Annotated in this window: 23 protein-coding genes; 14 read left to right on the top strand and 9 right to left on the bottom strand. The window is 72.6% G+C overall.

All coding sequences use genetic code 11. From position 1 onward, the window contains the following. Nucleotides 1-189 precede the first annotated feature (189 nt). Both IE271_RS03740 and IE271_RS03745 read left to right on the top strand, forming a co-directional pair. The gene (locus IE271_RS03740; RefSeq protein ID WP_190188692.1) at nt 190-4,020 is read left to right on the top strand and encodes a multifunctional oxoglutarate decarboxylase/oxoglutarate dehydrogenase thiamine pyrophosphate-binding subunit/dihydrolipoyllysine-residue succinyltransferase subunit; all 3,831 of its coding nucleotides are present in this window, start codon (nt 190-192) and stop codon (nt 4,018-4,020) included. A 179-nt stretch (nt 4,021-4,199) separates the two neighbouring features. Further along, complete coding sequence (locus tag IE271_RS03745) at nt 4,200-4,379, top strand: DUF6104 family protein (RefSeq protein ID WP_003992906.1); 180 nt, start codon at nt 4,200-4,202, stop codon at nt 4,377-4,379. 125 nt (nt 4,380-4,504) lie between these two features. Here the strand turns inward: IE271_RS03745 and IE271_RS03750 are convergent, their stop codons facing one another. Beyond that, on the bottom strand, nt 4,505-5,410 hold the full coding sequence (locus tag IE271_RS03750; protein WP_190188693.1) for a hypothetical protein: 906 nt from the start codon (nt 5,408-5,410) through the stop codon (nt 4,505-4,507). Nucleotides 5,411-5,756: 346 nt separating this feature from the next. Here IE271_RS03750 and IE271_RS03755 point away from each other — a divergent pair, with 346 nt between their 5' ends. Beyond that, nucleotides 5,757-6,770, top strand: a complete 1,014-nt coding sequence (locus tag IE271_RS03755; RefSeq protein ID WP_190188694.1) for a DUF4097 family beta strand repeat-containing protein — start codon at nt 5,757-5,759, stop codon at nt 6,768-6,770. A gap of 1 nt (nt 6,771) precedes the next feature. After that, a complete protein-coding gene (locus tag IE271_RS03760) occupies nt 6,772-7,836 on the top strand; it encodes a PadR family transcriptional regulator (RefSeq protein WP_190188695.1) in 1,065 nt (354 codons plus the stop codon). A gap of 126 nt (nt 7,837-7,962) precedes the next feature. Here the strand turns inward: IE271_RS03760 and IE271_RS03765 are convergent, their stop codons facing one another. Together IE271_RS03765 and IE271_RS03770 are read right to left on the bottom strand one after the other, a co-directional pair. After that, nucleotides 7,963-8,928: a zinc-binding dehydrogenase gene (locus IE271_RS03765; protein WP_190188696.1), complete on the bottom strand. Its 966-nt coding sequence runs from the start codon at nt 8,926-8,928 to the stop codon at nt 7,963-7,965. Between the two features lie 341 nt (nt 8,929-9,269). Continuing rightward, a complete protein-coding gene (locus IE271_RS03770; protein WP_190188697.1) occupies nt 9,270-10,514 on the bottom strand; it encodes an NAD(P)-dependent malic enzyme in 1,245 nt (414 codons plus the stop codon). A gap of 541 nt (nt 10,515-11,055) precedes the next feature. Between IE271_RS03770 and IE271_RS03775 the strand changes: the two genes are divergently transcribed. The 3 genes from IE271_RS03775 to IE271_RS03785 are packed head-to-tail and all read left to right on the top strand — an operon-like array spanning nt 11,056 to nt 13,786. Beyond that, complete coding sequence (locus tag IE271_RS03775) at nt 11,056-12,012, top strand: ABC transporter substrate-binding protein (RefSeq protein WP_190188698.1); 957 nt, start codon at nt 11,056-11,058, stop codon at nt 12,010-12,012. A 41-nt stretch (nt 12,013-12,053) separates the two neighbouring features. Then, entirely contained in the window at nt 12,054-12,992 is a 939-nt protein-coding gene (locus IE271_RS03780; protein WP_190188699.1) for an amino acid ABC transporter permease, read from the top strand. A 41-nt stretch (nt 12,993-13,033) separates the two neighbouring features. Continuing rightward, nucleotides 13,034-13,786: an amino acid ABC transporter ATP-binding protein gene (locus IE271_RS03785; RefSeq protein WP_190188973.1), complete on the top strand. Its 753-nt coding sequence runs from the start codon at nt 13,034-13,036 to the stop codon at nt 13,784-13,786. 115 nt (nt 13,787-13,901) lie between these two features. On the opposite strand, the gene IE271_RS03790 is transcribed toward IE271_RS03785, so the two are convergent. After that, complete coding sequence (locus tag IE271_RS03790) at nt 13,902-14,660, bottom strand: class I SAM-dependent methyltransferase (protein ID WP_190188700.1); 759 nt, start codon at nt 14,658-14,660, stop codon at nt 13,902-13,904. 99 nt (nt 14,661-14,759) lie between these two features. On the opposite strand from IE271_RS03790, the gene IE271_RS03795 reads away from it, so the two are divergent. Continuing rightward, nucleotides 14,760-15,389: a CGNR zinc finger domain-containing protein gene (locus IE271_RS03795; RefSeq protein WP_190188701.1), complete on the top strand. Its 630-nt coding sequence runs from the start codon at nt 14,760-14,762 to the stop codon at nt 15,387-15,389. On the opposite strand, the gene sodX is transcribed toward IE271_RS03795, so the two are convergent. Further along, nucleotides 15,293-15,727 (bottom strand): nickel-type superoxide dismutase maturation protease, encoded by a 435-nt coding sequence (gene sodX, locus IE271_RS03800; protein ID WP_190188974.1) that lies wholly within the window; start codon nt 15,725-15,727, stop codon nt 15,293-15,295. The genes IE271_RS03795 and sodX overlap by 97 nt on opposite strands. 146 nt (nt 15,728-15,873) lie before the next feature. Here sodX and sodN point away from each other — a divergent pair, with 146 nt between their 5' ends. Further along, complete coding sequence (gene sodN, locus IE271_RS03805; protein ID WP_190188702.1) at nt 15,874-16,269, top strand: superoxide dismutase, Ni; 396 nt, start codon at nt 15,874-15,876, stop codon at nt 16,267-16,269. Between the two features lie 347 nt (nt 16,270-16,616). Here sodN and IE271_RS03810 read toward each other — a convergent pair whose 3' ends face one another. The 3 genes from IE271_RS03810 to IE271_RS03820 all read right to left on the bottom strand — a co-directional run bounded on the left by IE271_RS03810 (nt 16,617) and on the right by IE271_RS03820 (nt 19,927). Next, nucleotides 16,617-16,970, bottom strand: a complete 354-nt coding sequence (locus IE271_RS03810) for a hypothetical protein (protein WP_190188703.1) — start codon at nt 16,968-16,970, stop codon at nt 16,617-16,619. 263 nt (nt 16,971-17,233) lie between these two features. Further along, a complete protein-coding gene (locus IE271_RS03815; RefSeq protein WP_190188704.1) occupies nt 17,234-18,409 on the bottom strand; it encodes a family 2 encapsulin nanocompartment cargo protein polyprenyl transferase in 1,176 nt (391 codons plus the stop codon). A 114-nt stretch (nt 18,410-18,523) separates the two neighbouring features. Further along, nucleotides 18,524-19,927: a family 2B encapsulin nanocompartment shell protein gene (locus tag IE271_RS03820; RefSeq protein ID WP_190188705.1), complete on the bottom strand. Its 1,404-nt coding sequence runs from the start codon at nt 19,925-19,927 to the stop codon at nt 18,524-18,526. 295 nt (nt 19,928-20,222) lie between these two features. Between IE271_RS03820 and IE271_RS03825 the strand changes: the two genes are divergently transcribed. Together IE271_RS03825 and IE271_RS03830 are read left to right on the top strand one after the other, a co-directional pair. Beyond that, entirely contained in the window at nt 20,223-20,813 is a 591-nt protein-coding gene (locus tag IE271_RS03825) for an N-acetylmuramoyl-L-alanine amidase (RefSeq protein WP_190188706.1), read from the top strand. 31 nt (nt 20,814-20,844) lie between these two features. Continuing rightward, nucleotides 20,845-21,822: a 1-aminocyclopropane-1-carboxylate deaminase/D-cysteine desulfhydrase gene (locus tag IE271_RS03830; protein WP_190188707.1), complete on the top strand. Its 978-nt coding sequence runs from the start codon at nt 20,845-20,847 to the stop codon at nt 21,820-21,822. Here the strand turns inward: IE271_RS03830 and IE271_RS03835 are convergent. Then, complete coding sequence (locus IE271_RS03835; protein ID WP_190188708.1) at nt 21,801-23,402, bottom strand: Na+/H+ antiporter; 1,602 nt, start codon at nt 23,400-23,402, stop codon at nt 21,801-21,803. The two genes, IE271_RS03830 and IE271_RS03835, sit on opposite strands and share 22 nt — an antisense overlap. 62 nt (nt 23,403-23,464) lie before the next feature. Between IE271_RS03835 and IE271_RS03840 the strand changes: the two genes are divergently transcribed. The 3 genes from IE271_RS03840 to IE271_RS03850 all read left to right on the top strand — a co-directional run bounded on the left by IE271_RS03840 (nt 23,465) and on the right by IE271_RS03850 (nt 25,586). Beyond that, nucleotides 23,465-23,725 carry a UBP-type zinc finger domain-containing protein gene (locus IE271_RS03840; protein ID WP_190188709.1) on the top strand — a complete coding sequence of 87 codons (261 nt, stop codon included), beginning with the start codon at nt 23,465-23,467 and terminating at the stop codon, nt 23,723-23,725. A 245-nt stretch (nt 23,726-23,970) separates the two neighbouring features. Further along, nucleotides 23,971-24,384 carry an ATP-binding protein gene (locus IE271_RS03845; RefSeq protein WP_190188710.1) on the top strand — a complete coding sequence of 138 codons (414 nt, stop codon included), beginning with the start codon at nt 23,971-23,973 and terminating at the stop codon, nt 24,382-24,384. Beyond that, nucleotides 24,381-25,586, top strand: a complete 1,206-nt coding sequence (locus IE271_RS03850; protein WP_190188711.1) for an RNA polymerase sigma factor SigF — start codon at nt 24,381-24,383, stop codon at nt 25,584-25,586. Before IE271_RS03845 ends, IE271_RS03850 begins: the two co-directional genes overlap by 4 nt. Nucleotides 25,587-25,597: the final 11 nt, after the last annotated feature.

The raw sequence follows: 25,597 nt of genomic DNA on the forward strand, positions 1-25,597 counted from the left end.
GTCCCACATCGACGTACCCATTCCGATGCGGAACCTCGCTTGTTTCCCGCCATTTCGAGCGGCGAAACACGCGTTTCGATGTGACTTACACGACGAAGACCGTCCCGGCCTGCACCTCTCGGCCACGGAGGCGTAGCCTTTATTCCCGCTGTCCATCACCTTGTGAAGCGGAAGAGGGCGGTTGCCGCCGTGTCGCCACAGTCCCCCAGTAACTCGAGCTCCCCCAGCCTCGCGCAGGCCGGAGCGTCCACGAACGACGAGCAGGCCGGGAAGAACCCTGCCGCCGCGTTCGGTCCGAACGAGTGGCTCGTCGACGAGATCTACCAGCAGTACCTCCAGGATCCGAACTCCGTGGACCGAGCCTGGTGGGACTTCTTCGCCGACTACAAGCCGGGCGGCGGGTCCGCCTCGGCCCCGGCGGGCAACGCGGCCGCGGGGGCCGCGGACGCCGCCCCGGCGAAGCCCGCCCCCGCGGCTCCGGCCGCGCCGGCCAAGACCGCTCCCGCCGCCCCCGCAGCGCCTGCGCAGGCCGCCCCGGCCCCCCAGCCCGCCGCCGCGGCCCCGGCCCAGGCGCCCGCTCCGGCGAAGCCCGCCGCGGCGCCCGCCCCGAAGCCGGCCGCCGCGAAGGCCGCCCCGGCCGCCGAGGCGCCCGAGGGCCCGGAGTACGTCACGCTGCGCGGCCCCGGCGCCGCCGTCGCCAAGAACATGAACGCCTCGCTGGAGCTGCCCACGGCCACGTCCGTGCGCGCGGTCCCGGTGAAGCTGCTGTTCGACAACCGCATCGTCATCAACAACCACCTCAAGCGGGCCCGGGGCGGGAAGATCTCCTTCACCCACCTCATCGGCTACGCGATGGTGCAGGCCATCAAGGCCATGCCGTCGATGAACTGGTCGTTCGGCGAGAAGGACGGCAAGCCGACCCTGGTCAAGCCGGCCCACGTCAACCTCGGCCTGGCCATCGACCTGGTGAAGCCCAACGGTGACCGCCAGCTGGTCGTCGCGGCCATCAAGAAGGCCGAGACCATGAACTTCTTCGAGTTCTGGCAGGCCTACGAGGACATCGTCCGCCGCGCCCGCGAGGGCAAGCTCACGATGGACGACTTCACCGGCGTGACGGTCTCCCTGACCAACCCCGGCGGCCTCGGCACCGTCCACTCCGTGCCCCGCCTGATGCCCGGCCAGTCGGTCATCATGGGCGTCGGCTCCATGGACTACCCGGCGGAGTTCCAGGGCACCTCCCAGGACACCCTGAACAAGCTCGGCATCTCCAAGGTCATGACGCTCACGTCGACCTACGACCACCGGGTCATCCAGGGCGCCGCCTCCGGCGAGTTCCTGCGCATCGTGGCGAACCTGCTGCTCGGCGAGAACGGCTTCTTCGACGAGATCTTCGAGTCGCTGCGCATCCCCTACGAGCCGGTCCGCTGGCTCAAGGACATCGACGCCAGCCACGACGACGACGTCACCAAGGCCGCCCGCGTCTTCGAGCTGATCCACTCCTACCGGGTCCGCGGCCACGTCATGGCCGACACCGACCCGCTGGAGTACCGCCAGCGCAAGCACCCCGACCTCGACGTCAACGAGCACGGGCTCACCCTGTGGGACCTGGAGCGCGAGTTCGCGGTCGGCGGCTTCGCCGGCAAGTCGATGATGAAGCTGCGCGACATCCTCGGCGTGCTGCGCGACTCGTACTGCCGCACCACCGGCATCGAGTACATGCACATCCAGGACCCCAAGCAGCGCAAGTGGATCCAGGACCGCGTGGAGCGCCCGCACTCCAAGCCGGAGCGCGAGGAGCAGCTGCGCATCCTGCGCCGGCTGAACGCGGCGGAGGCCTTCGAGACCTTCCTGCAGACGAAGTACGTCGGCCAGAAGCGCTTCTCCCTGGAGGGCGGCGAGTCCGTCATCCCGCTGCTCGACGCGGTCCTCGACTCGGCCGCCGAGTCGCGCCTGGACGAGGTCGTCATCGGCATGGCCCACCGCGGCCGCCTGAACGTGCTGGCCAACATCGTCGGCAAGTCCTACGCCCAGATCTTCCGCGAGTTCGAGGGCAACCTCGACCCGAAGTCGATGCACGGCTCCGGCGACGTGAAGTACCACCTGGGCGCCGAGGGCGTCTTCACCGGCCTCGACGGCGAGCAGATCAAGGTTTCGCTGACCGCGAACCCCTCGCACCTGGAGGCGGTCGACCCGGTCCTGGAGGGCGTCGCCCGCGCCAAGCAGGACATCATCAACAAGGGCGGCACGGACTTCACCGTCCTGCCGGTCGCCCTCCACGGCGACGCGGCCTTCGCCGGCCAGGGCGTCGTGGCCGAGACGCTGAACATGTCGCAGCTGCGCGGCTACCGCACCGGCGGCACGGTCCACGTCGTCATCAACAACCAGGTCGGCTTCACCGCGGCCCCCGAGTCCTCGCGTTCGTCCATGTACGCCACGGACGTGGCCCGCATGATCGAGGCCCCGATCTTCCACGTGAACGGCGACGACCCCGAGGCCGTCGTCCGCGTCGCCCGGCTGGCCTTCGAGTTCCGCCAGGCGTTCAACAAGGACGTGGTGATCGACCTCATCTGCTACCGCCGCCGCGGTCACAACGAGTCGGACAACCCGGCCTTCACCCAGCCGCTGATGTACGACCTGATCGACAAGAAGCGCTCGGTGCGCAAGCTCTACACCGAGTCCCTCATCGGCCGGGGCGACATCACCCTGGAAGAGGCCGAGCAGGCGCTGCAGGACTACCAGGGCCAGCTGGAAAAGGTCTTCACCGAGGTCCGCGAGGCCACCTCGAACCCGGCCCCGATCGCGTCGCCCGACCCGCAGGCGGAGTTCCCGGTGGCGGTCAGCACGGCCGTCTCCACCGAGGTCGTCAAGCGGATCGCCGAGTCGCAGGTCAACATCCCCGACCACATCACCGTGCACCCGCGCCTGCTGCCGCAGCTGCAGCGCCGCGCGGCGATGGTCGAGGACGGCACCATCGACTGGGGCATGGGCGAGACCCTCGCGATCGGCTCCCTGCTCCTGGAGGGCACCCCGGTGCGCCTCTCGGGCCAGGACTCCCGCCGCGGCACCTTCGGCCAGCGCCACGCGGTGCTGATCGACCGCGAGACCGGCGAGGACTACACGCCGCTGCTGTACCTCTCCGAGGACCAGGCGCGCTACAACGTCTACGACTCGCTGCTCTCCGAGTACGCGGCGATGGGCTTCGAGTACGGCTACTCGCTGGCCCGCCCCGACGCGCTCGTCATGTGGGAGGCGCAGTTCGGCGACTTCGTCAACGGCGCGCAGACGGTGGTGGACGAGTTCATCTCCTCCGCCGAGCAGAAGTGGGGCCAGACCTCCGGTGTGACCCTGCTGCTCCCGCACGGCTACGAGGGCCAGGGCCCGGACCACTCCTCGGCCCGCCCGGAGCGGTTCCTGCAGCTGTGCGCGCAGAACAACATGACCGTCGCCATGCCGACCTCCCCGGCGAACTACTTCCACCTCCTGCGGTGGCAGGTGCACAACCCGCACCACAAGCCGCTGGTCGTCTTCACCCCGAAGTCGATGCTGCGCCTGAAGGCCGCGGCGTCGAAGGCGGAGGAGTTCACGAGCGGCCAGTTCCGGCCGGTCATCGGCGACGCGTCGGTGGACCCGGCCGCGGTGAGGAAGGTCGTCTTCTGCGCCGGCAAGGTCTACTACGACCTCGACGCCGAGCGGCAGAAGCGCGGCGTGACGGACACCGCGATCATCCGCATCGAGCGCCTGTACCCGCTGCCGGGTGCCGAGCTCCAGGCGGAGATCGCGAAGTACCCGAACGCGGAGAAGTACCTGTGGGCCCAGGAGGAGCCGGCGAACCAGGGTGCCTGGCCGTTCATCGCGCTCAACCTGATCGACCACCTGGACCTGGCGGTCGGCGCCGACGTCCCGCACGGCGAGCGCCTGCGCCGCATCTCGCGCCCGCACTCGTCGTCCCCGGCCGTGGGCTCGGCGAAGCGGCACCAGGCCGAGCAGGAGCAGCTGGTGCGTGAGGTGTTCGAGGCCTGATCCGGCCTCCGGCCCCCGGGCCGGCACCGCGTGACCGAGGGCCCGGCCCCCGAGCGGAGACGCTCGGGGGCCGGGCCCTCGGGCGTTCTCCGGCCGGGCCCGGGCCCGCCGTGCCGGGGCGTCCCCGGGCGGTCCGGGTACGGGCCCGGACCGCCCGGCGCACCGCATATCCTGGCCGTATGTACTTCACCGACCGAGGCATCGAGGAACTGGAGAAGCGGCGCGGCGAGGAGGAGGTCACCTTCGAGTGGCTCGCCGAACAGCTGCGGACGTTCGTCGATCTCAACCCGGACTTCGAGGTGCCGGTGGAACGCCTCGCGACGTGGCTGGCCCGCCTGGACGACGAGGACGACGAGTAGGGCCGCCGTACGCGCGGGCGCGCGTGAGGGCGCGCTCGCGACGGCCACCGTACGCAGGGCCACTGCGCGCACGGGTGCGCACGCACGTACGGACGGGAGCGCGAACGGACCGGCGGGCCGCCGCGTCAGCCGGGGAGCGCCCGTGAGGCGCGGGAGACGCGGGCGAGGCCCAGCGCGCCGTGCGCCAGCAGCAGCGTGCCCGCGGCGGTCCAGCCGGCGCTCCGGCGGCACACGCCCCAGACCGTGACCGGCACACCGGCCGCGAGGTGGGCGACGGCCAGGGCGCGGTCGTCCGCGCCCACCGCCCGCGCCGCCTCGCGCACCCGGTCGGTGCCGCGCGCAGGAGCCGGGCGGCCGCCCGCTTCGGTGCCGCCCTCTTCGGCGCCGGCGTCCCCGTCGGCCGCGCCCCGCCCGGCGGACGCTCCGGCGTCACGTCCGGCGGCCCGGTCGGCGGGCAGCGCGTGGGGCAGGACGCGGGCGGACTCGTACAGCCGGTCGGCCGGGACGCCGGGGGCGAGACCGGCGGGGAGGGCCACTCCCACGCGCGTGAGCACGGCGAGCAGACCGCGCAGCCGGGCCCGGGCGTCGGCCGCGGGGTCGGGCCGCGTCAGTCCGTCCAGGGACTGCATGTCGAGGACCGGGTCCAGACCGAGGCGCGCGGCGAACGTGCGCATGGCCTCGTCCTCGCCGACGGGCGTGCCGTTCGCCAGCCACTCGTAGCCGACGGAGCGGCGGAAGCCGGAGGCCAGGGTGTACCCGCTGCGCTCCTCGTCCCACCACAGGGCCAGCACGGGGCAGGGGACCGCGACCGCGAGCGCGACGGCCCAGCCGCCGACGAAGCGGTCGACGGGCTCGTCGTCGTACGGCAGGGGCCGCCCCTCGGGCACGAGCAGGCTCCAGCCGCGGCCCGCCGGGAGCAGCAGGACGCGGGTGCGCAGGAGCCGGGCGGCGGGGCCGACGGCCGTCGCTTCCGCTCGGCACAGCAGCAGGGCACCGGATGCCCGGGACGGGCTCCCATCGGTCGTCGGCATGGTCCTACGCTAGGGCAGTTCGCCCTGCTTCGCCCGTATCCGAGTCCGATCGTGCGCCACCGCGCCGCCGCGCCGCCACATCCGGTCAGGCGCCACATCCGGCCAGGCTCCCCCCGACCCGCCCCGAAGCACACCTGGGGGACACACCTGGGGACACCCCTCAGTACGCGCGGAGGCGTCTTCCCGCGCACCCGGAGGCCGTTCCCCAGCGCACCCGGCAGACGTCTCCCGTGGCTGTCCACAGCGCTTCCGCCCGCCCTTGACTTTCCGGGTCCGCGATATATCGTGTTTGACACAAGACGCGATATGGCGCGTCGCGCCCGCTCCGGCCGAGGAGGTCAGCACCATGTCCGAGTGGTCCGTCGCAGAGCCCGGGAAGCTCACGTTCGACGACCCCGTGGCGGCCCTCCACGTGCGGATCGTCAACGGCACGGTGAACGTGGTCGGAGTGGACGAGGGTCCCGCCCGTCTGGAGGTCACGGAGCTGGAGGGGCCCCCGCTGACCGTGACCCGGAAGGACGGCACACTGACGGTGGCGTACGAGGACCTGCCGTGGAGGAACCTCCTCGGCTGGCTCGACCGCAAGGGCCGGCACCGCAGCGCGACGGTCTCGCTGGCGGTCCCGGCGCACATACCGGTGGAGGTGGGCGTGGTCGGCGCCGCGGCGATGGTCTCGGGCACGGCCGGGCGGACGGAGGTGAAGGGCGTCACCGGCGACACCACGCTGGTCGGCCTCTCCGGACCCGTACGCGCCACCACCGTCTCCGGGAACCTGGAGGCCCAGGCCCTCGGCGGCGACCTGCGCTTCCACTCGGTCTCCGGCGACCTGACCGTCGTCGAGTGCGCCGGTTCCACCGTGCGGGCCGACTCGGTGAGCGGGTCGATGATCCTCGACCTGGACGCCTCGGACGGGCCCACCGACATGAGCCTGACCAGCGTCTCGGGCGAGATCGCGATCCGGCTGCCGCACCCGGCGGACGCGGAGGTGGAGGTGAACACGGCGAGCGGAGCGGTCTCCAACGCCTTCGAGGACCTGCGGGTCAGCGGCCAGTGGGGGGCCAAGAGGATCACCGGTAGGCTCGGCGCGGGCAGCGGCCGGCTGAAGGCGACGACCGTGTCCGGGTCGATCGCCCTGCTGCGCCGGCCCCCGTCCGAGGACACCCCCTGGGACGAGCCGGCCCCGTCCACCGCCCCGGGACCGGTCCCCGGCCCCGACACCCCGTCACCGCGCGTCCCCGGCACCGGGACCGGCGCTCCGTCACCGCGGGACGCGCCGTCGGGGGGCACGGCCGGCGGGACCCCCGGTCCCGGCGACAGCACGACCCCGCCCCCCGGTACGACCCACGAGAAGGGGCTCTGACATGCCTCCCGTCTTCGCCCACGGCCGCCTGCGGCTGTACCTGCTCAAACTGCTGGACGAGGCCCCGCGCCACGGCTACGAGGTGATCCGGCTCCTGGAGGAGCGCTTCCAGGGGCTGTACGCGCCCTCGGCCGGCACCGTGTACCCCCGCCTCGCCAAGCTGGAGGCGGAGGGCCTGGTCACGCACACCTCCGAGGGCGGCCGCAAGGTGTACGCGATCACCGACGCGGGCCGTGCCGAACTGGCCGACCGCAGCGGCGAGCTGGCCGACCTGGAGCTGGAGATCCGCGAGTCGGTCGCGGAGCTGGCGGCGGAGATCCGGGCCGACGTCCGGGGCGCCGCGGGCGATCTGCGGCGCGAGATGCGGGCGGCGGCGGACGAGGCGCGCGACGGCGCGGCGGGCGGCGGCGACAAGGGACGGCGGGGCGAGCACGAGCGCTTCCCCGGGGACTTCGCGGGGTACGCGGACAGCGACTCCTGGCGTGCCGCGAAGGAGGAGATGCGCCGGGTCAGGCAGGAGTGGAAGGAGCAGACCCGGCGGGCCAAGGACGAGAGCCGGCGGGCGCGCGAGGAGGCCCAGCGGGCCCGCCGCCAGGCCAAGGAGGCCCAGGAGAGGGCACGGGCCCAGGCCCAGGAGGAGCTGCAGCGGGTCGCCCGGCGCGTGCAGGAGCAGGTGCAGGACCACTTCGCCCGGGGCGACTGGCCGACGGGGCTGCGGGAGGGCCTGTCCGAACTGGCCAAGGAGTTCGGGGACTTCGGCAGGGCGGCCGGGAAGGACTTCGGGTTCGGGCGCCAGGGGACGGCTCCGGCGCCGGAGCCGGAGTACACGGTCACGCGCGAGGACTTCCCCGCCGGCTACGAACCCTCGTGGGCGCACGAGGAGTCGACCGGTGACCCGGCGCGCGACCTGGACCGCCTCCTGGACCGCTTCCGCGACGACATCAGGGACACGGCCCGCGACCACGGCGTGTCGGAGGAGCAGCTGCGCGAGGCCCGGCGCCATCTGTCGACGGCGGCGGCCCACATAGGGGCGGCCCTGCGCACACCGCGTACGCCCGGGAACTGAGTACGGCGGGCGCCCGGCGCGCAGGGTGTGTCCGGCGGCCACGGACCACCGGACACACCGGGGCGCGGACCACCGGGCACCGGGCCGGGCAGCGGTCCGGACATCGGGCAGCCGGTCCGGCCCGGGTCACGAAGCCGTCAGCACGATCTTGCCGAACTGGCCGCCCGACTCCATCCGCTCGAAGCCCTCGCGGGCGCGGTCCAGCGGAAGCACCTCGTCGACGACGGGGCGTACGCCGGTCGCGGCGCAGAAGGACAGGAGGTCCTCCAGCTCGTCCTTGGTGCCCATGGTGGAACCGACCACCTTGAGTTCGAGGAAGAAGATGCGGGTCAGCTCGGCGTGCGAGGGGCGGTCGCCGCTGGTGGCACCCGAGATCACCAGGGTGCCGCCGGGCCGCAGGGACTTCACCGAGTGCGACCAGGTGGCGGCGCCGACCGTCTCGATGACGGCGTCCACGCGCTGCGGCAGCCGGGCGCCGGGCTCGAAGGCGTCCGCCGCGCCCAGTTCGACGGCGCGCTCGCGCTTGGCCTCGTCGCGGCTGGTCGCGAAGACCCGCAGCCCCGCCGCCTTCCCGAGCACGATCGCCGCCGTGGCGACACCGCCGCCCGCGCCCTGGACGAGGACCGAGTCGCCGGGCCGCACGCCCGCGTTGGTGAAGAGCATGCGGTACGCGGTGAGCCAGGCGGTGGGCAGGCAGGCGGCCTCCTCGAAGGAGAGCTCCCGGGGCTTGGGCAGGACGTTCCAGGTGGGCACGGAGACCTGCTCGGCGAAGGTGCCCTGGTACCGCTCGGTGAGGATGGAGCGCGGCTCCCGGGGGCCGACCCCGTGGCCGGACTGCCCGATGACGGAGTGCAGGACGACCTCGTTGCCGTCCTCGTCGGTCCCGGCGGCGTCGCAGCCGAGGATCATCGGCAGTCTGTCCTGCGAGAGACCGACCCCGCGCAGCGACCAGAGGTCGTGGTGGTTCAGGGAAGCGGCTCTGACGTTCACCGTGGTCCAGCCCGGGCGGGCCACGGGGGCGGGACGCTCCCCCAGCTCCAGTCCGTTCAGCGGCTGGTCACGGTCGATGCGGGCGGCGTAGGCAGCGAACATGCCCCGACCCTAGGACCGCGTCCGGCCCGAAGGAACCGCGCCTCGCTGTGACACGCGTCCCCCGGACCCGTACCCCTGGCTCCGGCTCGGGGCAAGCGGTGCCGCCACCGCACCACGCGGGCCACCTGCGGAACAGCGGGGCTCCCCCGCCGTTCCGTACACGGCGGGGGAGCCCCGTTCACGTCGCACACGCGCCCGTCCGGCACCGCGCGCCGGGCGGCCGGTCCGGTGGATCCACCCCTCGTCACCGTGCGACCGCCTCGCCCCGCCGCGCCACCGTCCGCCGGCACGGCGCCGACGGGTGCCCGCGAACGGCTCGCGGACACCCGTCGGCCTGCGGCTCAGCGCCGGGCCACGCCCTCCGCCCGGGCCGCCGCGGCCACCGCCGCGGTGACCGCGGGGGCCACGCGCTCGTCGAACGGCGACGGGATGACGTAGTCGGCGGCGAGGTCGTCGCCGACGACCGCGGCCAGCGCCTCGGCCGCCGCGATCTTCATCGTCTCCGTGATCCGGGAGGCCCGGACCTGCAGCGCCCCGGCGAAGATGCCGGGGAAGGCCAGGACGTTGTTGATCTGGTTCGGGAAGTCGGACCGCCCGGTGGCGACCACGGCCGCGTACTTGTGGGCGACCTCGGGGTGCACCTCGGGGTTGGGGTTGGCCATGGCGAAGACGAACGCGCCCTCGGCCATCGAGGCCACCGCGGCCTCCGGCACCGTGCCGCCGGAGACGCCGATGAAGACGTCGGCGCCCGCCAGCGCGGACTCCAGCGAACCGGTCAGCCCGGCCTTGTTCGTGATCGACGCCAGCTCCCGCTTGACCGGGGTCAGGTCCTCCCGGTCGGCCGAGACGATGCCCTTGCGGTCCGCGACCGCCACGTCGCCGATCCCGGCCTCGATCAGGAACTTGGCGATGGCCACGCCGGCCGCGCCCGCGCCCGAGATCACGCCCCGCAGGTCGCCCAGCGAGCGCCCGGTGAGCCGCGCGGCGTTGCGCAGGGCCGCCAGCGTGACGACGGCCGTACCGTGCTGGTCGTCGTGGAAGACCGGGATGTCCAGGCGCTCCTGGAGCCGGCGCTCGATCTCGAAGCAGCGCGGCGCCGAGATGTCCTCCAGGTTGACGCCGCCGAAGGAGGGCGCGAGCCGGGACACGGTGTCGACGATCTCGTCGACCCCCGTGCAGTCCAGCGCGATCGGCACCGCGTCCACGCCGCCGAACTGCTTGAACAGGATCGCCTTGCCCTCCATCACGGGGAGCGAGGCCTCCGGGCCGATGTCGCCGAGTCCGAGGACGGCGGTGCCGTCGGTCACGACGGCGACCACCGACGACTTCCAGGTGTAGTCGTGGACGAGTTCGGGCTGCTCCGCGATGGCGCTGCACACCTTCGCGACGCCCGGGGTGTACGCCAGGGACAGGTCGTCCTTGTCCCGGACCGGCACCGTGGCCTTCACGGCCATCTTGCCGCCGCGGTGCAGGGCGAACGCCGGGTCGAAGGTGAGCGCGTCGCTCCCGGGGGATTCGGCCGACTCCGCTTCGCCGTCGTGGCCCGTACTGCTGTCGCTGCGAGGATTGACGATCTCCGCTGCCACTTGTCTTACCCCTTAAGTCTTAAAGGTTGAGGGTGTCCACTCCTGGTGAGGGGTGGGCGGGCACCGCACAGGACCCTGACTGGCTGGTACGCACGGGTCCCTGCGCGACGGGCGCGCCGCACACGCGCCCTGAGCCCCGGATGAGGGGTGTAAGGAACTTTTCTACCGGACGGACGCCGCCCCGGACGAGTCCGTGGCGCGAAGGCCGCGCGGCGGTGACATGACTCATAGTCGAATATGCGGACAAGGCCCCGGGAAACGCCGGGCCGCCGCGAGCGCGAGGAAACGCGTGGCCCGCATCGTGAGATGCGCCGGAGATCTTCCGGCCGGAGCGGGAGGTACCCGCACAAGATCCGGCCGCGCGGGCCGGTCTCCGCGCGGATCGGGGGCCGCCCGTTATCCGATTTTGACATGACCGGCACCCTGAGGGGCGCCGTCCGAATGGCAAGATGCCGTCAACACACGAGGTCGCGACACCCGATGGTGTGTGTTCTCGTCGACCCATCGGCTGCTTTCCGTTCATCCGCCGGAGGAATCCACCATGACCGCACGCCTCATCCGTCGCACGACCGCCACCCGTTCCCGGACAGCAGTGGTCGGCGCGCTCGCGGTCGCCGGCGCCCTGCTGCTGTCCGGATGCGGCGACCAGACGAAGAACGACAAGAAGGACTCGGGCAGCGCGGCGGACTCCGCGCCGCTGGCCGACAAGCTGCCGCAGGCGATCCGGGACGCGGGCGTCATCAAGGTCGGCTCCGACATCGCGTACGCGCCGGTCGAGTTCAAGGACAAGTCCGGCAAGACCGTCGGCATCGACCCCGACCTCGCGGACGCGATGGGCAAGCAGCTCGGGGTGAGGTTCGAGTTCGAGAACGGCACCTTCGACACGCTGCTGACGGGTCTGCGCTCCAAGCGCTACGACATCGCCATGTCGGCCATGACGGACACCAAGGACCGCCAGGAGGGCGTCGACTCCGACACCGGCAAGAAGGTCGGCGAGGGCGTCGACTTCGTCGACTACTTCACCGCGGGTGTCTCGATCTACACCAGGAAGGGCGACGACCAGTCCATCAAGACCTGGGACGACCTGTGCGGCAAGAAGGTCGTGGTGCAGCGCGGCACCGTCTCGCACGACCTCGCCAAGGAGCAGGCCGAGAAGTGTCCCAAGGGCGAGACCCTCTCCATCGAGGCCTTCGACAACGACCAGCAGGCCCAGACGCGGCTGCGCGCGGGCGGTGCCGACGCCGGCTCCTCCGACTTCCCGGTCGCCGCGTACGCGGTGAAGACCTCGGGCGGCGGCAAGGACTTCGAGCTGGTCGGCGAGCAGGTCGAGGCGGCGCCGTACGGCATCGCGGTGGCCAAGTCCAACACCCAGCTGCGGGACGCCCTGAAGGCCGCGCTCGACGCGGTCATCGAGGACGGCTCGTACGGCAAGGTCATCGCCAAGTGGGGCGTCGAGGCGGGCGCGGTCGACGAGGCCACGATCAACGGCGGCAAGTGACCGCACGCGGACCCTCCCCCAGCCGCTGAAAGGCACCATCCGTGACTGTTGACATAGACAAGACGGACCGGCCGGACGCCGCACCGCCCGCCGGACCGGAGGCCATCAAGGCCGTTCCGGTCCGGCACTACGGGCGGTACGTCGCGGCGGTCGTCGCCCTCGCGGTCCTCGCCTCGATCGTCTACGCCTTCGCCCAGGGCAAGATCAACTGGCAGGCCGTCCCCGACTACTTCTTCGACGACCGCATCCTCAAGGGCGTCGGGCAGACGCTCCTGCTGACGGTCCTGTCGATGCTGATCGGCATCGTCGGCGGCATCCTGCTGGCGGTCATGCGCCTGTCGAGGAACCCGGTGACGTCGTCCATCGCCTGGTTCTACATCTGGTTCTTCCGGGGCACGCCGGTCCTGGTGCAGCTCGTGGTCTGGTTCAACCTGGGCCTGGTCTTCGAGTACATCAACCTCGGCCCGATCTACAAGGACTACTGGTCCAGCTTCATGACGCCGCTGCTGACGGCGCTGCTGGGCCTGGGCCTGAACGAGGCCGCGTACATGGCCGAGATCTGCCGCGCCGGCCTGCTCTCGGTCGACGAGGGCCAGACCGAGGCCAGCCACGCGCTCGGCATGAGCCACTCCAAGACGCTGCGCCGCATCGTCATCCCGCAGGCCATGCGCGTCATCGTGCCCCCGACGGGCAACGAGGTCATCAACATGCTCAAGACGACCTCGCTGGTGTCGGTGGTCCAGTTCTACGAGCTGTTCCGCTACGCCCAGGACATCGGGCAGACCTCGGGCGCGCCCGTGGAGATGTACTTCCTGGCCGCCGCCTGGTACCTGATCCTCACCTCGGTCCTGAGCGTCGGGCAGTACTACGTCGAGCGGTACTACGCACGCGGCTCCAGCCGCCAGCTGCCGCCCACCCCGTGGCAGAAGGTCAGAGCCAACCTGACGTCCTTCTCGAACCGGAAGGGGGCCGCCGCATGACCGCCGAGACCACCGAGCCCGCCGGGACCGGCCCGACCGCCATGGTCAAGGCCGAGGGCGTCCACAAGTCCTTCGGTCCCGTCGAGGTCCTCAAGGGCATCGACCTGGAGGTGAGGTCCGGCGAGGTGTTCTGCCTGATCGGCCCCTCCGGCTCCGGCAAGTCCACCTTCCTGAGGTGCATCAACCACCTCGAGAAGATCAACGCCGGACGTCTCTACGTCGACGGCGAGCTGGTCGGCTACCGCCAGAAGGGCGACAGGCTGTACGAGCTGAAGGACAGCGAGGTCGCCCTGAAGCGCCGGGACATCGGCATGGTCTTCCAGCGCTTCAACCTCTTCCCGCACATGACGGCGATCGAGAACGTCATGGAGGCACCGGTCCAGGTCAAGGGCGTGAGCAAGGCCGAGGCACGGGAGCGCGCGGGCCGGCTCCTGGAGCGCGTGGGCCTGGCCGACAAGGCGGGCAACTACCCCTCGCAGCTCTCCGGCGGCCAGCAGCAGCGCGTGGCGATCGCCCGCGCGCTCGCGATGGACCCCAAGCTGATGCTGTTCGACGAGCCGACCTCGGCCCTCGACCCGGAGCTGGTCGGCGACGTCCTCGACGTCATGCGCGACCTCGCCGAGTCGGGCATGACGATGGTCGTCGTCACCCACGAGATGGGCTTCGCCCGCGAGGTCGGCGACAGCCTGGTCTTCATGGACGGCGGCGTGGTCGTCGAGTCCGGCAGCCCCCGCGAGGTGCTGACGAACCCGCAGCACGAGCGGACGCAGTCGTTCCTGTCGAAGGTGCTGTAGCGCGGCGGGGCGTGCGGACGCGGAAGGGGGCGGTACGGGATGTCCGTGCCGCCCCTTCGCCGTACCGCCGTCCGCCCTCGCGGGCACCGCTGCTCGTCCGCCCTCGCGGGCGCCGCTACTTGAGCGCGAGGACCAGCGCGTCCGCGGGCGAGCGCCAGACCGTGCGGGCCTCGCCGAAGCCCTTCTCCCGCAGCACGCGCACGTGCCAGTCGGCGGAGGGGGTGTCCCCGTCGGCGTGCTCCCCGTAGATCTCGAACCGGCGGGCCGTCGGCTCGGCGAGCAGCGGGTCGCGCGCGGCCAGCGCCCACCAGTCGGCCCAGTCCAGCGCGCCCGCCTTCCTGGCCTCGTCCATGCGCGCGTGCCGCTGCGCGCGCTCGGCGGCGTTGATCCGGGGCGTGGACTCGTCGATCATGTGGTCCGCGTTCATGAACACACCGCCGTCGCGGACCAGCTCCGCGACCCGACCGTAGAGGACCGCGAGGGGTTCGCTGTGCAGCCAGTGGAGGGCGGTCGCGGTGAGGACGGCGTCGTAGGAGTCGTACGGCAGGGCCGACGTCCAGCCGGGGTCCGTGAGGTCCGCGGTGACGAAGGAGACCCGGTCGTCGCCCGCGAAGGTGCCCTCCGCGATCGTCAGCAGCGCGGGGTCGAGGTCGACCCCGGTGCTCGTGGCCCCCGGGAGGCGGTCGAGCAGCCGCGCCGTGATGCTGCCGGTGCCGCAGGCCAGGTCCAGGACGCGCGGGGCCGGGCCCACCAGCGCCTCCACCATGTCGAGCATCACCCGGAAGCGCTCCTCGCGGTCCGGCATGTACCACTCCTGCTGGCGGTCCCAGCTCTCCTGCCATGCCTGCCAGTCGGCCCCGGTCGTGGTCGTCATGACACCCCTCACCCTTTGTCGTGCGTAATACCCTGGATGGACAGCCATCTGTTACGTGTCCGCACGCACGACCATAGAGCGCCCTCGTAAGGACTACAAGTGGAACTGGCCTATTACTCGGACTACGCCGTACGTCTCGTCAACAGCGAGGAGCCGGCCCGGGGCAAGGACTCACTCACCTCGGTCGACGCGGTCCGTGACCTCTTCGGGGGCAACTCGTCCGCGGCGCGGCGCGCCACGGACGCGGACGTGACGCGCTTCCGCTCGGTGCGCGCCCGGCTGCGCGCGGTCTTCGAGGCGGCGGACGCCGACGACGAGACCCTCGCCGTGGACCTGCTGAACTCCCTCCTCCTGGAGTTCCCGGTGAGCCCGCAGATCTCCGGGCACGACTTCCGCGACGACGACGGCCGTCCGCTGTGGCACATGCACCTGGCGGACCACCCCTCCAACGCGACCGCGGGCTACGCCGCCATCGCCGCCATGGGACTGGCCTTCCACCTCACCGAGTACGGCGTGGACCGCCTGGGCCTGTGCGAGGCGGCGCCGTGCCGCAACGCCTACCTGGACACCTCCACCAACCGCTCCCGGCGCTACTGCTCGGACCGCTGCGCCACCCGCGCCAACGTGGCGGCCTACCGCGCCCGCAAACGCCTGGAGGCCGACCGGTCGGACAGGACCGGCCGCACGGCGGACAGCGCCCAGCGCAGCACGGCCAGCGGCGAGCGCTGATCGGCCCGGCGCGGGCGGAAACGGGCCCGCACCTTGGCCAGCACCAGGTCCTGGGGGACGGTGCCGTAGTCCGTGCTGTCGCCGCCCGCGTAGGCGTTGTCCCCCAGCACCCACCAGCCGCCCTCGCGCCGCTCGGCGGCCCGCTTGACGACCAGCAGGTCCTGCTGGAACGGATGGCGCAGGACGATCACGTCACCGGGTTTGACCCGGGCCCCGTACTGCACGACGAGCCGGTCCCCGTGGTGCAGCGTGGGCACCATCGACGGACCCGTCACCTCGGCCGTGCCCAGCGGAACGAGGGCCCTCCCCCGTTCGGTCTCCTGCGGCAGCTCCGGCATCACCGGCACCTCCCCGGTCCTCTCCTCCACCAGTCCCAGTCTCACCCCGGACTTTTGTCCTAAGCCCATGGGGGCACCCGCGAAAACAGGTCGCCCACGGAGTAATGTCCCACCTGAGAAGACGATCACGAGGAAGGACAGCACCCATGCTCTCCCGCCTGTTTGCCCCCAAGGTCACGGTCAGCGCCCACTGCGACCTGCCGTGCGGCGTGTACGACCCGGCCCAGGCCCGCATCGAGGCGGAGTCGGTGAAGGCCGTGCAGGAGAAGATGGCCGCCAACGACGACCCGCACTTCCAGACGCGCGCCACCATCATCAAGGAGCAGCGCGCCGAGCTGGCCAAGCACCACGTCTCCGTGCTGTGGAGCGACTACTTCAAGGCTCCGCACTTCGAGAAGTACCCGGAGCTGCACCAGCTGGTCAACGACACCCTGAAGGCCCTCTCGGCCGCCAAGGCGTCGAAGGACCCGGCCACGGGCCAGAAGGCCCTGGACTACATCGCCCAGATCGACAAGATCTTCTGGGAGACCAAGAAGGCCTGACCGGTCTTCCGGCCCTGTTCCGGAGGACCCGCGGGCGCCTGCCGTCCGCGGCGTCGTCCGCCCGCACCCGGCCCCCCGGCCCCGCCGCACGGCGCGACCGGGGGGCCTGGTGCGTGGTCCGCCCGTCCGCTCCGGCCGGGCGCCCTCCCGGCCGGTCCCCGCGGCCGTGCCGCCGCACCGTCCCGGCCGCACCACCGTCGTCCTCGCCCCCGCCGCGCTCCGCCGCCCCGGCCACGCCGCCGTCGCAGGCGTGCACCGCCGCCCGGGCCGCACCACTCCGACGGCCGTTCCCGGCCGAAGTCCTGCGGGAAGCCGGGGCTTCACGCGACATGCGCCCAGAGCTTCCTTCACGCCTTCTTCGGACCGCCGTCCCCGGGCGCCTCCGGATGCTGCTCCACGACGGGCTCCGGCCCGCCCTCGCGGCCCGGTCCGGCGCTCCGGCCCCGGTCGTTCCCGCCTCCGGACGGCGCGCCGTCCCCGCGCCCGGGCATCCGCCGGTGGCTGCGCCCGTGCCGGCCGTGCGCGGCCTCGTGCCGGGACCGGCCCGCCTCCGAGCCGTCGGTCTCGTAGGCCGCGCACTCGGGGTCGCCACAGGGTCCGGGGCCCCACACGGGCACGTACGCGCCCAGGGTCTTGCGCCTGGTGACGACCGTCGGGACGGCCCGGCCGCAGGTGGGACAGACGTGCTTGTCAGTGCCCATGTCCCCAGAGTAGGGCGGGACACGGGGACCCGACAGCCGAGCCCGCGGACGGCCCGCGCCGGCGCGGCGGTCAGGGGGACGGGCCCCGCACACCAGGGGTGTGCGGGGCCCGCGGGACCGGAGTCCGTGATCGCGCGCCGCCGTCGGACACCACGCGACCCCGGACGCTCCGGCGTTCGGGGCACGGCGGCCGCCGCCTCCCGGTCCCGGTGGCGGCCCCGCGCGTCCGCACGGCTGCCGCCACCGGGCGCCACCGCCGCGCGCTACGCGCTGCGCCGGGTGACGAACTCCGCCAGCGCCAGCAGGCCGCCGGCCGCCTCCGGGTCCGGCACCGCCAGGGACAGGTGGTGCAGGGCCCGCGCCATGCGGTCGGCCGCTTGGACCTGCGCCCAGTCGCGGCCTCCCGCCCGCTCGACGGCGAGGACGGTCCGCTCCAGGTCGCCCTCCGCGTACGGCGCGCCGTACAGCTCGGCCAGTTCGTCGCCGGCCGCGGTGCCGGAGGTGAGCGCGGCCACGACCGGCAGGGACTTCTTGCGGACCATCAGGTCGGCCCCGGCCGGTTTGCCGGTGCGCCGCGGATCGCCCCAGATGCCGATCACGTCGTCGATGAGCTGGAAGGCGAGCCCGGCCTCCCGGCCGAACGCGTCCAGCGCCTCGACGTCGTCGTCGCCCGCCCCCGCGTACAGCGCGCCCACCGCGCAGGCGCACCCGAGCAGCGCTCCCGTCTTGGCCTCCGCCGTGTCCAGGCACTCGTCGAGGGTGACCTCGTCGGGCCTGCGCCGCTCCATGGCGGTGTCGACCTGCTGTCCCGCGCACAGTTCGACGACGCAGGCGGCGATCCGGGCGGCGGCGGCCCGGGCCTCCGGGTGCGGGTCCTCGGCGAGCATCTGCTGCGCCAGTGCCTGCAGCGCGTCCCCCGCGAGGATCGCGTCGGCGTCGCCGAACACGCTCCACACGGTGGGCCGGTGTCTGCGGGTGGCGTCCCGGTCCATGACGTCGTCGTGCAGCAGCGTGAAGTTGTGGATCAGCTCCACCGCCGCCGCGGCCCGAACGGCCGCGCCGTGGCTCCCGCCGAGCGCCCGCGTGGCGGCCAGCACCAGCGCGGGCCGGACGGCCTTCCCCGCGTTGCCCTCCGCGGGGGTGCCGTCCGCGTGCTCCCAGCCGAAGTGGTACCGGGCGATCCGCCGCAGCGGGGCGGGCAGGGTCGCCACGGCCCTGCGCAGCTCGGGGTCGACCGACGCCCGGGCCGCTTCGAGGAGACCCTCGGCCTCCTGTTCGTCGAACGGTGCGGGCCGCTCCGTGGGCTTCCTCCCGTCGTCGGTTCCCGGTTCCCCGCCCGGGTCCCTGGGCCCGGCCGGGGCCCGGCCGTCGACCGGGCCCCGCCTCCGGGCGGCCGGGACCGGGCCGTGCTTCGTCTCCGTCGTCGTGAACTCACCCATGGTGTTCCTCGGAGAGTCGGCGGACGGTGGCGCTTCCGCTGCCGCTGGGCGCATACCCGGTCGGTCTACCCGTCCGGGCCGGAGGGGACACGGCGGGCCGGCGCCCGCGGGGCGTCACCAACGGCCGATCTCGACGTTCTCGAGGACTCCCAGCGCGTCCGGCACCAGTACGGCGGCCGAGTAGTAGGTCGTCACGAGGTACGACATGATCGCCTGCTCGCTGATGCCCATGAAGCGGACGGAGAGGCTGGGCTCGATCTCGTCGGGGATGCCCGTCTGGTGCAGGCCGATGACCCCCTGGTCGGCCTCTCCCGTTCGCATGCAGATGATCGAGGTGGTCCTGGCGTCGCTCACCGGGATCTTGCTGCACGGGAAGATCGGCACTCCGCGCCAGGTCGGGATGCGGTTGCCGTTGATGTCGACGGTCTCGGGCACCAGTCCGCGCTTGTTGAGCTCGCGCCCGAACGCGGCGATCGCGCGCGGGTGGGCGAGGAACAGCTTGGACCCGCGCCGCCTGCTGAGCAGTTCGTCCATGTCGTCGGGGCCCGGCACCCCGTCGTGGGGCTGGATGCGCTGGTCGTACTCGCAGTTGTGGAGCAGCCCGAACTCGCTGTTGTTGATCAGCTCGTGCTCCTGGCGCTCCTTCAGCGCCTCCACGGTGAGCCGCAACTGCTGTTCCGTCTGGTTCATGGGCTGGTTGTAGAGGTCGGCCACGCGGGTGTGGACGCGGAGCACGGTCTGGGCGACGCTCAGCTCGTACTGCCGGGGCGCCGACTCGTAGTCGACGAACGTGCCGGGGATGTCCGGCTCGCCGGCGTGGCCGGCGGACAGGTCGATCGCCTTCTCGCCGTACTTGTTGGTGCGCTGCTGCGGCACCGAGCGCAGGTGCTGGAAGTGCTCGCGCAGGGCGTCGGAGCGCTCCGCGACCTGCTCGATGTGGGTCCGGGGCAGAGCCAGCACCGTACAGGCGGTGGCGGCCCGGGCCGAGTACTCCCAGATGGCCTCGGAGTCGAGGACCGCCTGCTCGCCGAAGTACGCGCCGTCGGCGAGCACCCCGAGGACGGAGTCGTCGCCGTAGGGCCCCGTGCCGACCTTCTCGACCCTGCCGTGCGCGAGCAGGAACACCTCGTCGGCCTGGCTGCCGAAGGCGGCCAGCAGTTCGCCCGGGGCGAACTCGCGCTGCTCGCAACGGGCGGCCAGTTCCTGGAGCACCTCCTCGTCCTCGAAGCCGCGCAGGGCCGGGAGTTCACCCAGCTCGGCGGGGATCACCTCGACACGGTCGCCGGTCTTCACGAACGTGACGCGGCCGTCGCCCACCGCGTAGGTGAGCCTCCTGTTGACCCGGTAGGTCCCGCCCTGCACGTTCACCCACGGCAGCATGCGCAGCAGCCAGCGCGAGCTGATCTCCTGCATCTGCGGCACGGACTTGGTGGTCGTGGCCAGATTCCGCGCGGCGGATGTGCCAAGACTCTTCTGCGGCCGGTCCCCGTCCGTACGGATCTCTTCGCCTACCGACATGAAATGCCCTCCCGATCGTGCATTGAACTGCGCGGACAACACTTCCAGCACGTAGGGTGACAACGCCATTACACGAATGAGCGGGAATGAACGCGCGGCGCACTGGGCATTTTGTGGGCACTTTCCGGCGGCGGGCCCGAGGCCGGGGCGGTGCGCGCCGCGGGTCCTGACCACTGTCCGCGGGCGGCTCCCCTCCACCGTGCGCACGCCTTGTTTCAGCTTCCACGCGCCCGGTAAAAGGCTGCGGTACGAGGCGGCCGCGTCCGGCGGCCGGCGCGGCCCGCAAGGAGGCGGCGTGGCCCCACCCATGTCCGCGAGCAGATTCCTGGCCAGACTCAAGGCCGAGGGGCTCACCGTCGTCGAGGTCGGCGACTGGGAGACCCACAACCGCAACCACAAGGGCCCCTGGGGCCCTGTCCACGGCGTGATGATCCACCACACGGTGACCTCCGGGAGCGCGCGGACCGTCGCGCTCTGCCGGGACGGGTACGACTCGCTCCCCGGCCCGCTGTGCCACGGCGTGATCACCAAGGACGGCCGGGTCCACCTGGTCGGATACGGCCGTGCCAACCACGCGGGCCTCGGCGACGACGACGTCCTGCGCGCGGTGATCGCCGAGAAGGGCCTGCCGCCGGACAACGAGGCGAACACCGACGGCAACCGGCACTTCTACGGCTTCGAGTGCGAGAACCTCGGCGACGGCGAGGACCCGTGGCCTGCGGCGCAGCTGGACGCCGTCGTGAGGGCGTCGGCCGCGGTCTGCCGCCACCACGGCTGGACGGAGCGCTCGGTCATCGGCCACCTGGAGTGGCAGCCGGGCAAGGTGGACCCGCGCGGGTTCACCATGAAGTCGCTGCGCGAGCGGATCGCCAAACGCCTGCAGTGACCCCGGGGCGACCGGGCGGGCGTGGGAACAGATGACCGACAATGTCCGGGTGACCGGCCCCGACGCCCCCGAGACGCCCGCCACCGCCGCCCTGCGGCCGCGGCTGCCGTCGCCGTTGCACGAGGCTCCTGACGAGCGCTTCGCCCGGCACGGCGTCCGCCTGCTGCTCAAGCGGGACGACCTGATCCACCCGGAGCTGACGGGCAACAAGTGGCGCAAACTCGCCCCCAACCTCGACGCGGCGGCGGGCCGTACGCTGCTGACCTTCGGCGGCGCCTGGTCCAACCATCTGCGCGCCACCGCCGCGGCCGGGCGCCTGCTCGGCCTCCCGACGGTCGGTGTGGTCCGCGGCGAGGAACTGGCCGCCCGGCCGCTCAACCCCTCGCTCGCCCGGTGCGCGGCCGACGGCATGCGCCTGCACTTCGCCGACCGGGCCGCGTACCGCCGCAAGACCGAGCCGGACACCCTGGCGGCGCTCCTGCGCGCGGCCGGCGCCGAGGACGCGTACGTCGTCCCCGAGGGCGGCAGCAACGCCCCCGCCGTGCGCGGCTGTACGGCGCTCGGTCAGGAGCTGCGGGACCGGGCGGACGTGGCCGCGGTGGCCTGCGGCACCGGCGGCACGCTCGCCGGCCTGGCCGCGGGGCTCGGGCCCGGCCGGCGCGCCGTCGGCGTCCCGGTCCTCAAGGGCGGCTTCCTGGGCGGGGAGGTCCGGGCGCTGCAACGGAAGGCGTTCGGCGGCCCCCGGGGCGAGTGGTCCCTCGACGACCGCTTCCACTTCGGCGGCTACGCCCGGGTCCCCGCCGGGCTGGAGGCGTTCGCCGCGGACTTCGAGGACCGCCACGGGCTGCCCGTCGAGCGCCTGTACGTCGCCAAGCTGCTGTACGGGCTGCTGACGATGACCGAGGAGGGCGCGTTCCCGCCCGGCACGGTGCTCGCGGCGGTCGTCACCGGCCGGCCCTTCGACGGGGACGCCCCCGCGGGGACCCCTCAGACCGCCGTCTCGCGGTAGGCCGCCGCCTCCTCCAGGTCCAGCCGCCGCAGCAGGGTGCGCAGCATCTCGTCGTCGATGTAGCGGCCGTTGCGCAGCCGGACGAAGACCTCGCGCTCGGCGCCGATCATCTCGCGCGACAGCCGCCGGTAGGTGTCGTCGACGGTCTCGCCGGTCACCGGGTTCACCGCGCCCAGCCGCTCCCAGACGGCGTTGCGGCGCCGCTCCAGGACCGCGCGCAGCCGGTCGGCGAGCGGCGGCGGCAGGGCGTTGCGCTCGTCGTCGAGCAGGTCGGCCAGGCGCTTCTCGGCGGCCCGGGACGCCTGCGCCTGGGCGTTGGCCTCCGCGAGCGTCTCCGCCTGCGGGTCCCGGCCCGGCAGCCTCAGCAGCCGGATCAGCGGGGGCAGGGAGAGCCCCTGCACGACGAGCGTGCCGATCACGGTCGTGAAGGTCAGGAAGAGCACCATGTTGCGCTCGGGGAACGCCCCCTCGCCGCCGTGCAGGGTCAGCGGGATCGAGAAGGCGATGGCGAGGGAGACCACGCCGCGCATCCCGGCCCAGCCGATCACGAACGGCGCCTTCCAGGTGGGGTTGTCCTCCCGCTCCCTGATCCGCGCCGAGAAGAACCGGGGCAGGAAGGTGGCCGGATACACCCAGGCGAACCGGGACGCCACGACGGCCAGGAAGACGACGACGGCGTACCAGGCGGCGCGGGGCCCCTCGTACTCCCCGAGTCCCCTCAGGACGACCGGCAGCTGCAGGCCGATCAGCGCGAAGACCGCGGACTCCAGGACGAACGCGACCATCTTCCACACCGCCCCCTCCTGCAGCCGGGTCGCGAAGTCGACCTCGTAGGCGCGGTGCCCCAGGTAGAGCGCGACGACGACCACGGCCAGCACGCCGGAGGCGTGCACCTGCTCGGCCACCGCGTAGGCGACGAACGGGATCAGCAGGGAGAGGGTGTTCTGCAGCAGCGCCTCGCGCAGGCGGGTGCGCAGCCAGTGGATCGGGACCATCAGGACGAGCCCGACGCCGACGCCGCCGACCGCCGCGACCAGGAACTCGCCGACGCCGCCCGCCCAGGTCGCGCCCTCGCCGACCGCGGCGGCGAGGGCCACCTTGTAGGCGGTGATCGCGGTGGCGTCGTTCACCAGGGACTCGCCCTGGAGGATCGTGGTGATCCGGGAGGGCAGCCCGACCCTGCGCGCGACCGCCGTGGCCGCCACCGCGTCGGGCGGCGCCACCACCGCGCCCAGCACCAGCGCCGCGGTGAGCGGCAGCCCGGGCACGACCAGATGGGCCACGTACCCGACGGTCAGCGTCGCGAACAGCACGTACCCGACCGACAGCAGCGCCACGGGGCGCAGCTGGGCGCGCAGGTCGAGGTAGGAGCTGTCGGTGGCCGCCGTGTACAGCAGCGGGGGGAGCAGCAGCGGCAGCACCACCCCGGGGTCCAGGGCGTACTCGGGCACCCCGGGGACGTACGAGACGACCAGGCCCACCGTGACCAGCAGCAGCGGCGCGGGGACCGGGGTGCGCCGGGCCGCGCCGGCGACGGCCGCGCTGCCCGCGATCAGCAGCAGCAATGGCATCACATGCATCGTCCGGTCCCGCCTCCTTCTGGGCGGGACTCCTCGTGCCCGCCCGTCGTAACCTGACAATCATGAAACAGTGCACGCACACCGACGCGCTGCCGGCCGTCGATCCCGAGCCTCTCAGCGACACCTGCCGGGAGTGCCAGGAGGCCGGAACCCATCCGGTGCAGCTGCGGCTGTGCCTGGAGTGCGGTCATGTCGGCTGCTGCGACTCCTCGCCGCTGCAGCACGCGACGGAGCACTACAAGCAGACGGGGCACCCGGTGATGCGCACCTTCGAGCCGGGCGAGGACTGGCGCTGGTGCTTCGTCGACCACGTCCTCGTGTGACCCCGCGGCGGCGCGGTTCGACGGTCTGACCCCTGGGTACGTCAACCCGGCGCGCGCTCTTCCCAATTGGGCCCGCGGACCCCCTAGCCACTGTGCGTGTTCGTGTGTTTACTATGAGTGACAGCAAGGGGCTGGGGTCCCGGGGACAGGGAGCTTGGCAGCGCGATAGCGTCACCGCTGAACCAATGACCCGTGCCTTGGGGGCGTCGGCCCCCTGGATAGCTTGTACCACCTTGGAGGTGAGGGTGTCCCAGATCGCAGGCGAGCCCGCGACCCAGGACTTCGTGGAAGTCCGGCTGCCGGCTGCGGGTGCCTACCTGTCGGTGCTGCGGACGGCCACGGCCGGCCTCGCGGCCCGTTTGGACTTCACCCTCGACGAGATCGAGGACCTGCGCATCGCCGTGGACGAGGCCTGCGCGATCCTGCTGCAGCAGGCCGTGCCCGGCTCGGTGCTCAGCTGCGTCTTCCGGCTCGTCGACGATTCGCTCGAAGTGACGGTCTCGGCCCCGACCACCGACGGTCACGCCCCCTCGCGGGACACCTTCGCCTGGACCGTCCTGTCGGCCCTGGCCGGCAAGGTGTCCTCCTCGGTCGCCGAGGACAGGACCGTCGCGATCAGCCTCTACAAACAGCGTGGCGCCGGCCCCGGGCCGGCGTGAGGAACGGGGACGGGCCGGTGCGGGACGAAGAGAGCGACACGCGGGAGCTTCCCGCCGGAGAAGACAGCGGCCGCGGCGGGCCGCCGCGGCCGGCGGAAGGTGTCGACGGCATTCCCGAGCAGCAGGCCCGGCCGCATCCCGAGGGGGGCTCCTCGGCGGCCGCGGCGCACGGGACGGAGCCGCTCGACGGGAGCGGCGGGGCGCCCGCCGTCCGTCACGACGGACGGCGGGTCCATCGGGGCACACGCCCGAGGTCATCCGGGACGGCGTCCGGTGCGGTGCCCTCGGAAGGTGACGGGGCCTCCCCCGCTCACGGCAGGCCATCCACGCGGACGACGGCGTCGGCGGGGAAGGAGCCGGGAGCTCGGGGAAGGGTGACGGGCGGGACTATGAGCGAGCAGCACGAGCGGAATGCCGAGCAGGGCGCCTCCGGCGCACAGCACGACCCCCAGAACCGCAGCGGGGCCCGGGCGATGTTCGTCCGGCTGCGCACCCTGGAGCCGACCAGCGCCGAGTACGCGAAGCTGCGCAACCAACTGGTCCAGATGCATCTGCCGCTCGTCGAGCACCTCGCGCGCCGCTTCCGCAACCGCGGCGAGCCGCTGGACGACCTCACACAGGTCGCCACCATCGGCCTGATCAAGTCGGTCGACCGGTTCGACCCGGAGCGGGGCGTGGAGTTCTCCACGTACGCGACGCCCACGGTGGTCGGCGAGATCAAGCGGCACTTCCGCGACAAGGGCTGGGCGGTGCGCGTGCCGCGCCGGCTGCAGGAGCTGCGCCTGGCGCTCACCACCGCGACGGCGGAGCTCTCGCAGCTGCACGGCCGCTCCCCCACCGTGCACGAGCTCGCGGAGAAGCTGTCGATCTCCGAGGAGGAGGTCCTGGAGGGCCTGGAGTCGGCGAACGCCTACTCCACGCTGTCCCTGGACGTGCCCGACACCGACGACGAGTCCCCGGCCGTGGCGGACACGCTGGGCGCCGAGGACGAGGCGCTGGAGGGCGTGGAGTACCGCGAGTCGCTCAAGCCCCTGCTGGAGGGGCTGGCGCCGCGCGAGAAGCGCATCCTGCTGCTGCGGTTCTTCGCGAACATGACGCAGTCACAGATCGCCCAGGAGGTCGGCATCTCGCAGATGCACGTCTCCAGACTTCTCGCGCGCACGCTGGCGCAGCTGCGCGAGAAGCTCCTCGTCGACGAGTGAGACGCCGGCGG

The organism is Streptomyces minutiscleroticus (genome assembly GCF_014650875.1).
In the GTDB taxonomy this organism is placed as follows: Bacteria; Actinomycetota; Actinomycetes; order Streptomycetales; family Streptomycetaceae; genus Streptomyces; species Streptomyces minutiscleroticus.

Excerpts from the sequence above, each read along its gene's own strand:
- IE271_RS03745 (WP_003992906.1), top strand. The coding sequence starts at position 4,200 with ATGTACTTCACCGACCGAGGCATCGAGGAACTGGAGAAGCGGCGCGGC.
- IE271_RS03750 (WP_190188693.1), bottom strand. The coding sequence starts at position 5,410 with ATGCCGACGACCGATGGGAGCCCGTCCCGGGCATCCGGTGCCCTGCTG.
- IE271_RS03755 (WP_190188694.1), top strand. The coding sequence starts at position 5,757 with ATGTCCGAGTGGTCCGTCGCAGAGCCCGGGAAGCTCACGTTCGACGAC.
- IE271_RS03760 (WP_190188695.1), top strand. The coding sequence starts at position 6,772 with ATGCCTCCCGTCTTCGCCCACGGCCGCCTGCGGCTGTACCTGCTCAAA.
- IE271_RS03765 (WP_190188696.1), bottom strand. The coding sequence starts at position 8,928 with ATGTTCGCTGCCTACGCCGCCCGCATCGACCGTGACCAGCCGCTGAAC.
- IE271_RS03775 (WP_190188698.1), top strand. The coding sequence starts at position 11,056 with ATGACCGCACGCCTCATCCGTCGCACGACCGCCACCCGTTCCCGGACA.
- IE271_RS03785 (WP_190188973.1), top strand. The coding sequence starts at position 13,034 with ATGGTCAAGGCCGAGGGCGTCCACAAGTCCTTCGGTCCCGTCGAGGTC.
- IE271_RS03790 (WP_190188700.1), bottom strand. The coding sequence starts at position 14,660 with ATGACGACCACGACCGGGGCCGACTGGCAGGCATGGCAGGAGAGCTGG.
- sodX (WP_190188974.1), bottom strand. The coding sequence starts at position 15,727 with ATGCCGGAGCTGCCGCAGGAGACCGAACGGGGGAGGGCCCTCGTTCCG.
- sodN (WP_190188702.1), top strand. The coding sequence starts at position 15,874 with ATGCTCTCCCGCCTGTTTGCCCCCAAGGTCACGGTCAGCGCCCACTGC.
- IE271_RS03810 (WP_190188703.1), bottom strand. The coding sequence starts at position 16,970 with ATGGGCACTGACAAGCACGTCTGTCCCACCTGCGGCCGGGCCGTCCCG.
- IE271_RS03815 (WP_190188704.1), bottom strand. The coding sequence starts at position 18,409 with ATGGGTGAGTTCACGACGACGGAGACGAAGCACGGCCCGGTCCCGGCC.
- IE271_RS03820 (WP_190188705.1), bottom strand. The coding sequence starts at position 19,927 with ATGTCGGTAGGCGAAGAGATCCGTACGGACGGGGACCGGCCGCAGAAG.
- IE271_RS03830 (WP_190188707.1), top strand. The coding sequence starts at position 20,845 with ATGACCGACAATGTCCGGGTGACCGGCCCCGACGCCCCCGAGACGCCC.
- IE271_RS03835 (WP_190188708.1), bottom strand. The coding sequence starts at position 23,402 with ATGCATGTGATGCCATTGCTGCTGCTGATCGCGGGCAGCGCGGCCGTC.
- IE271_RS03840 (WP_190188709.1), top strand. The coding sequence starts at position 23,465 with ATGAAACAGTGCACGCACACCGACGCGCTGCCGGCCGTCGATCCCGAG.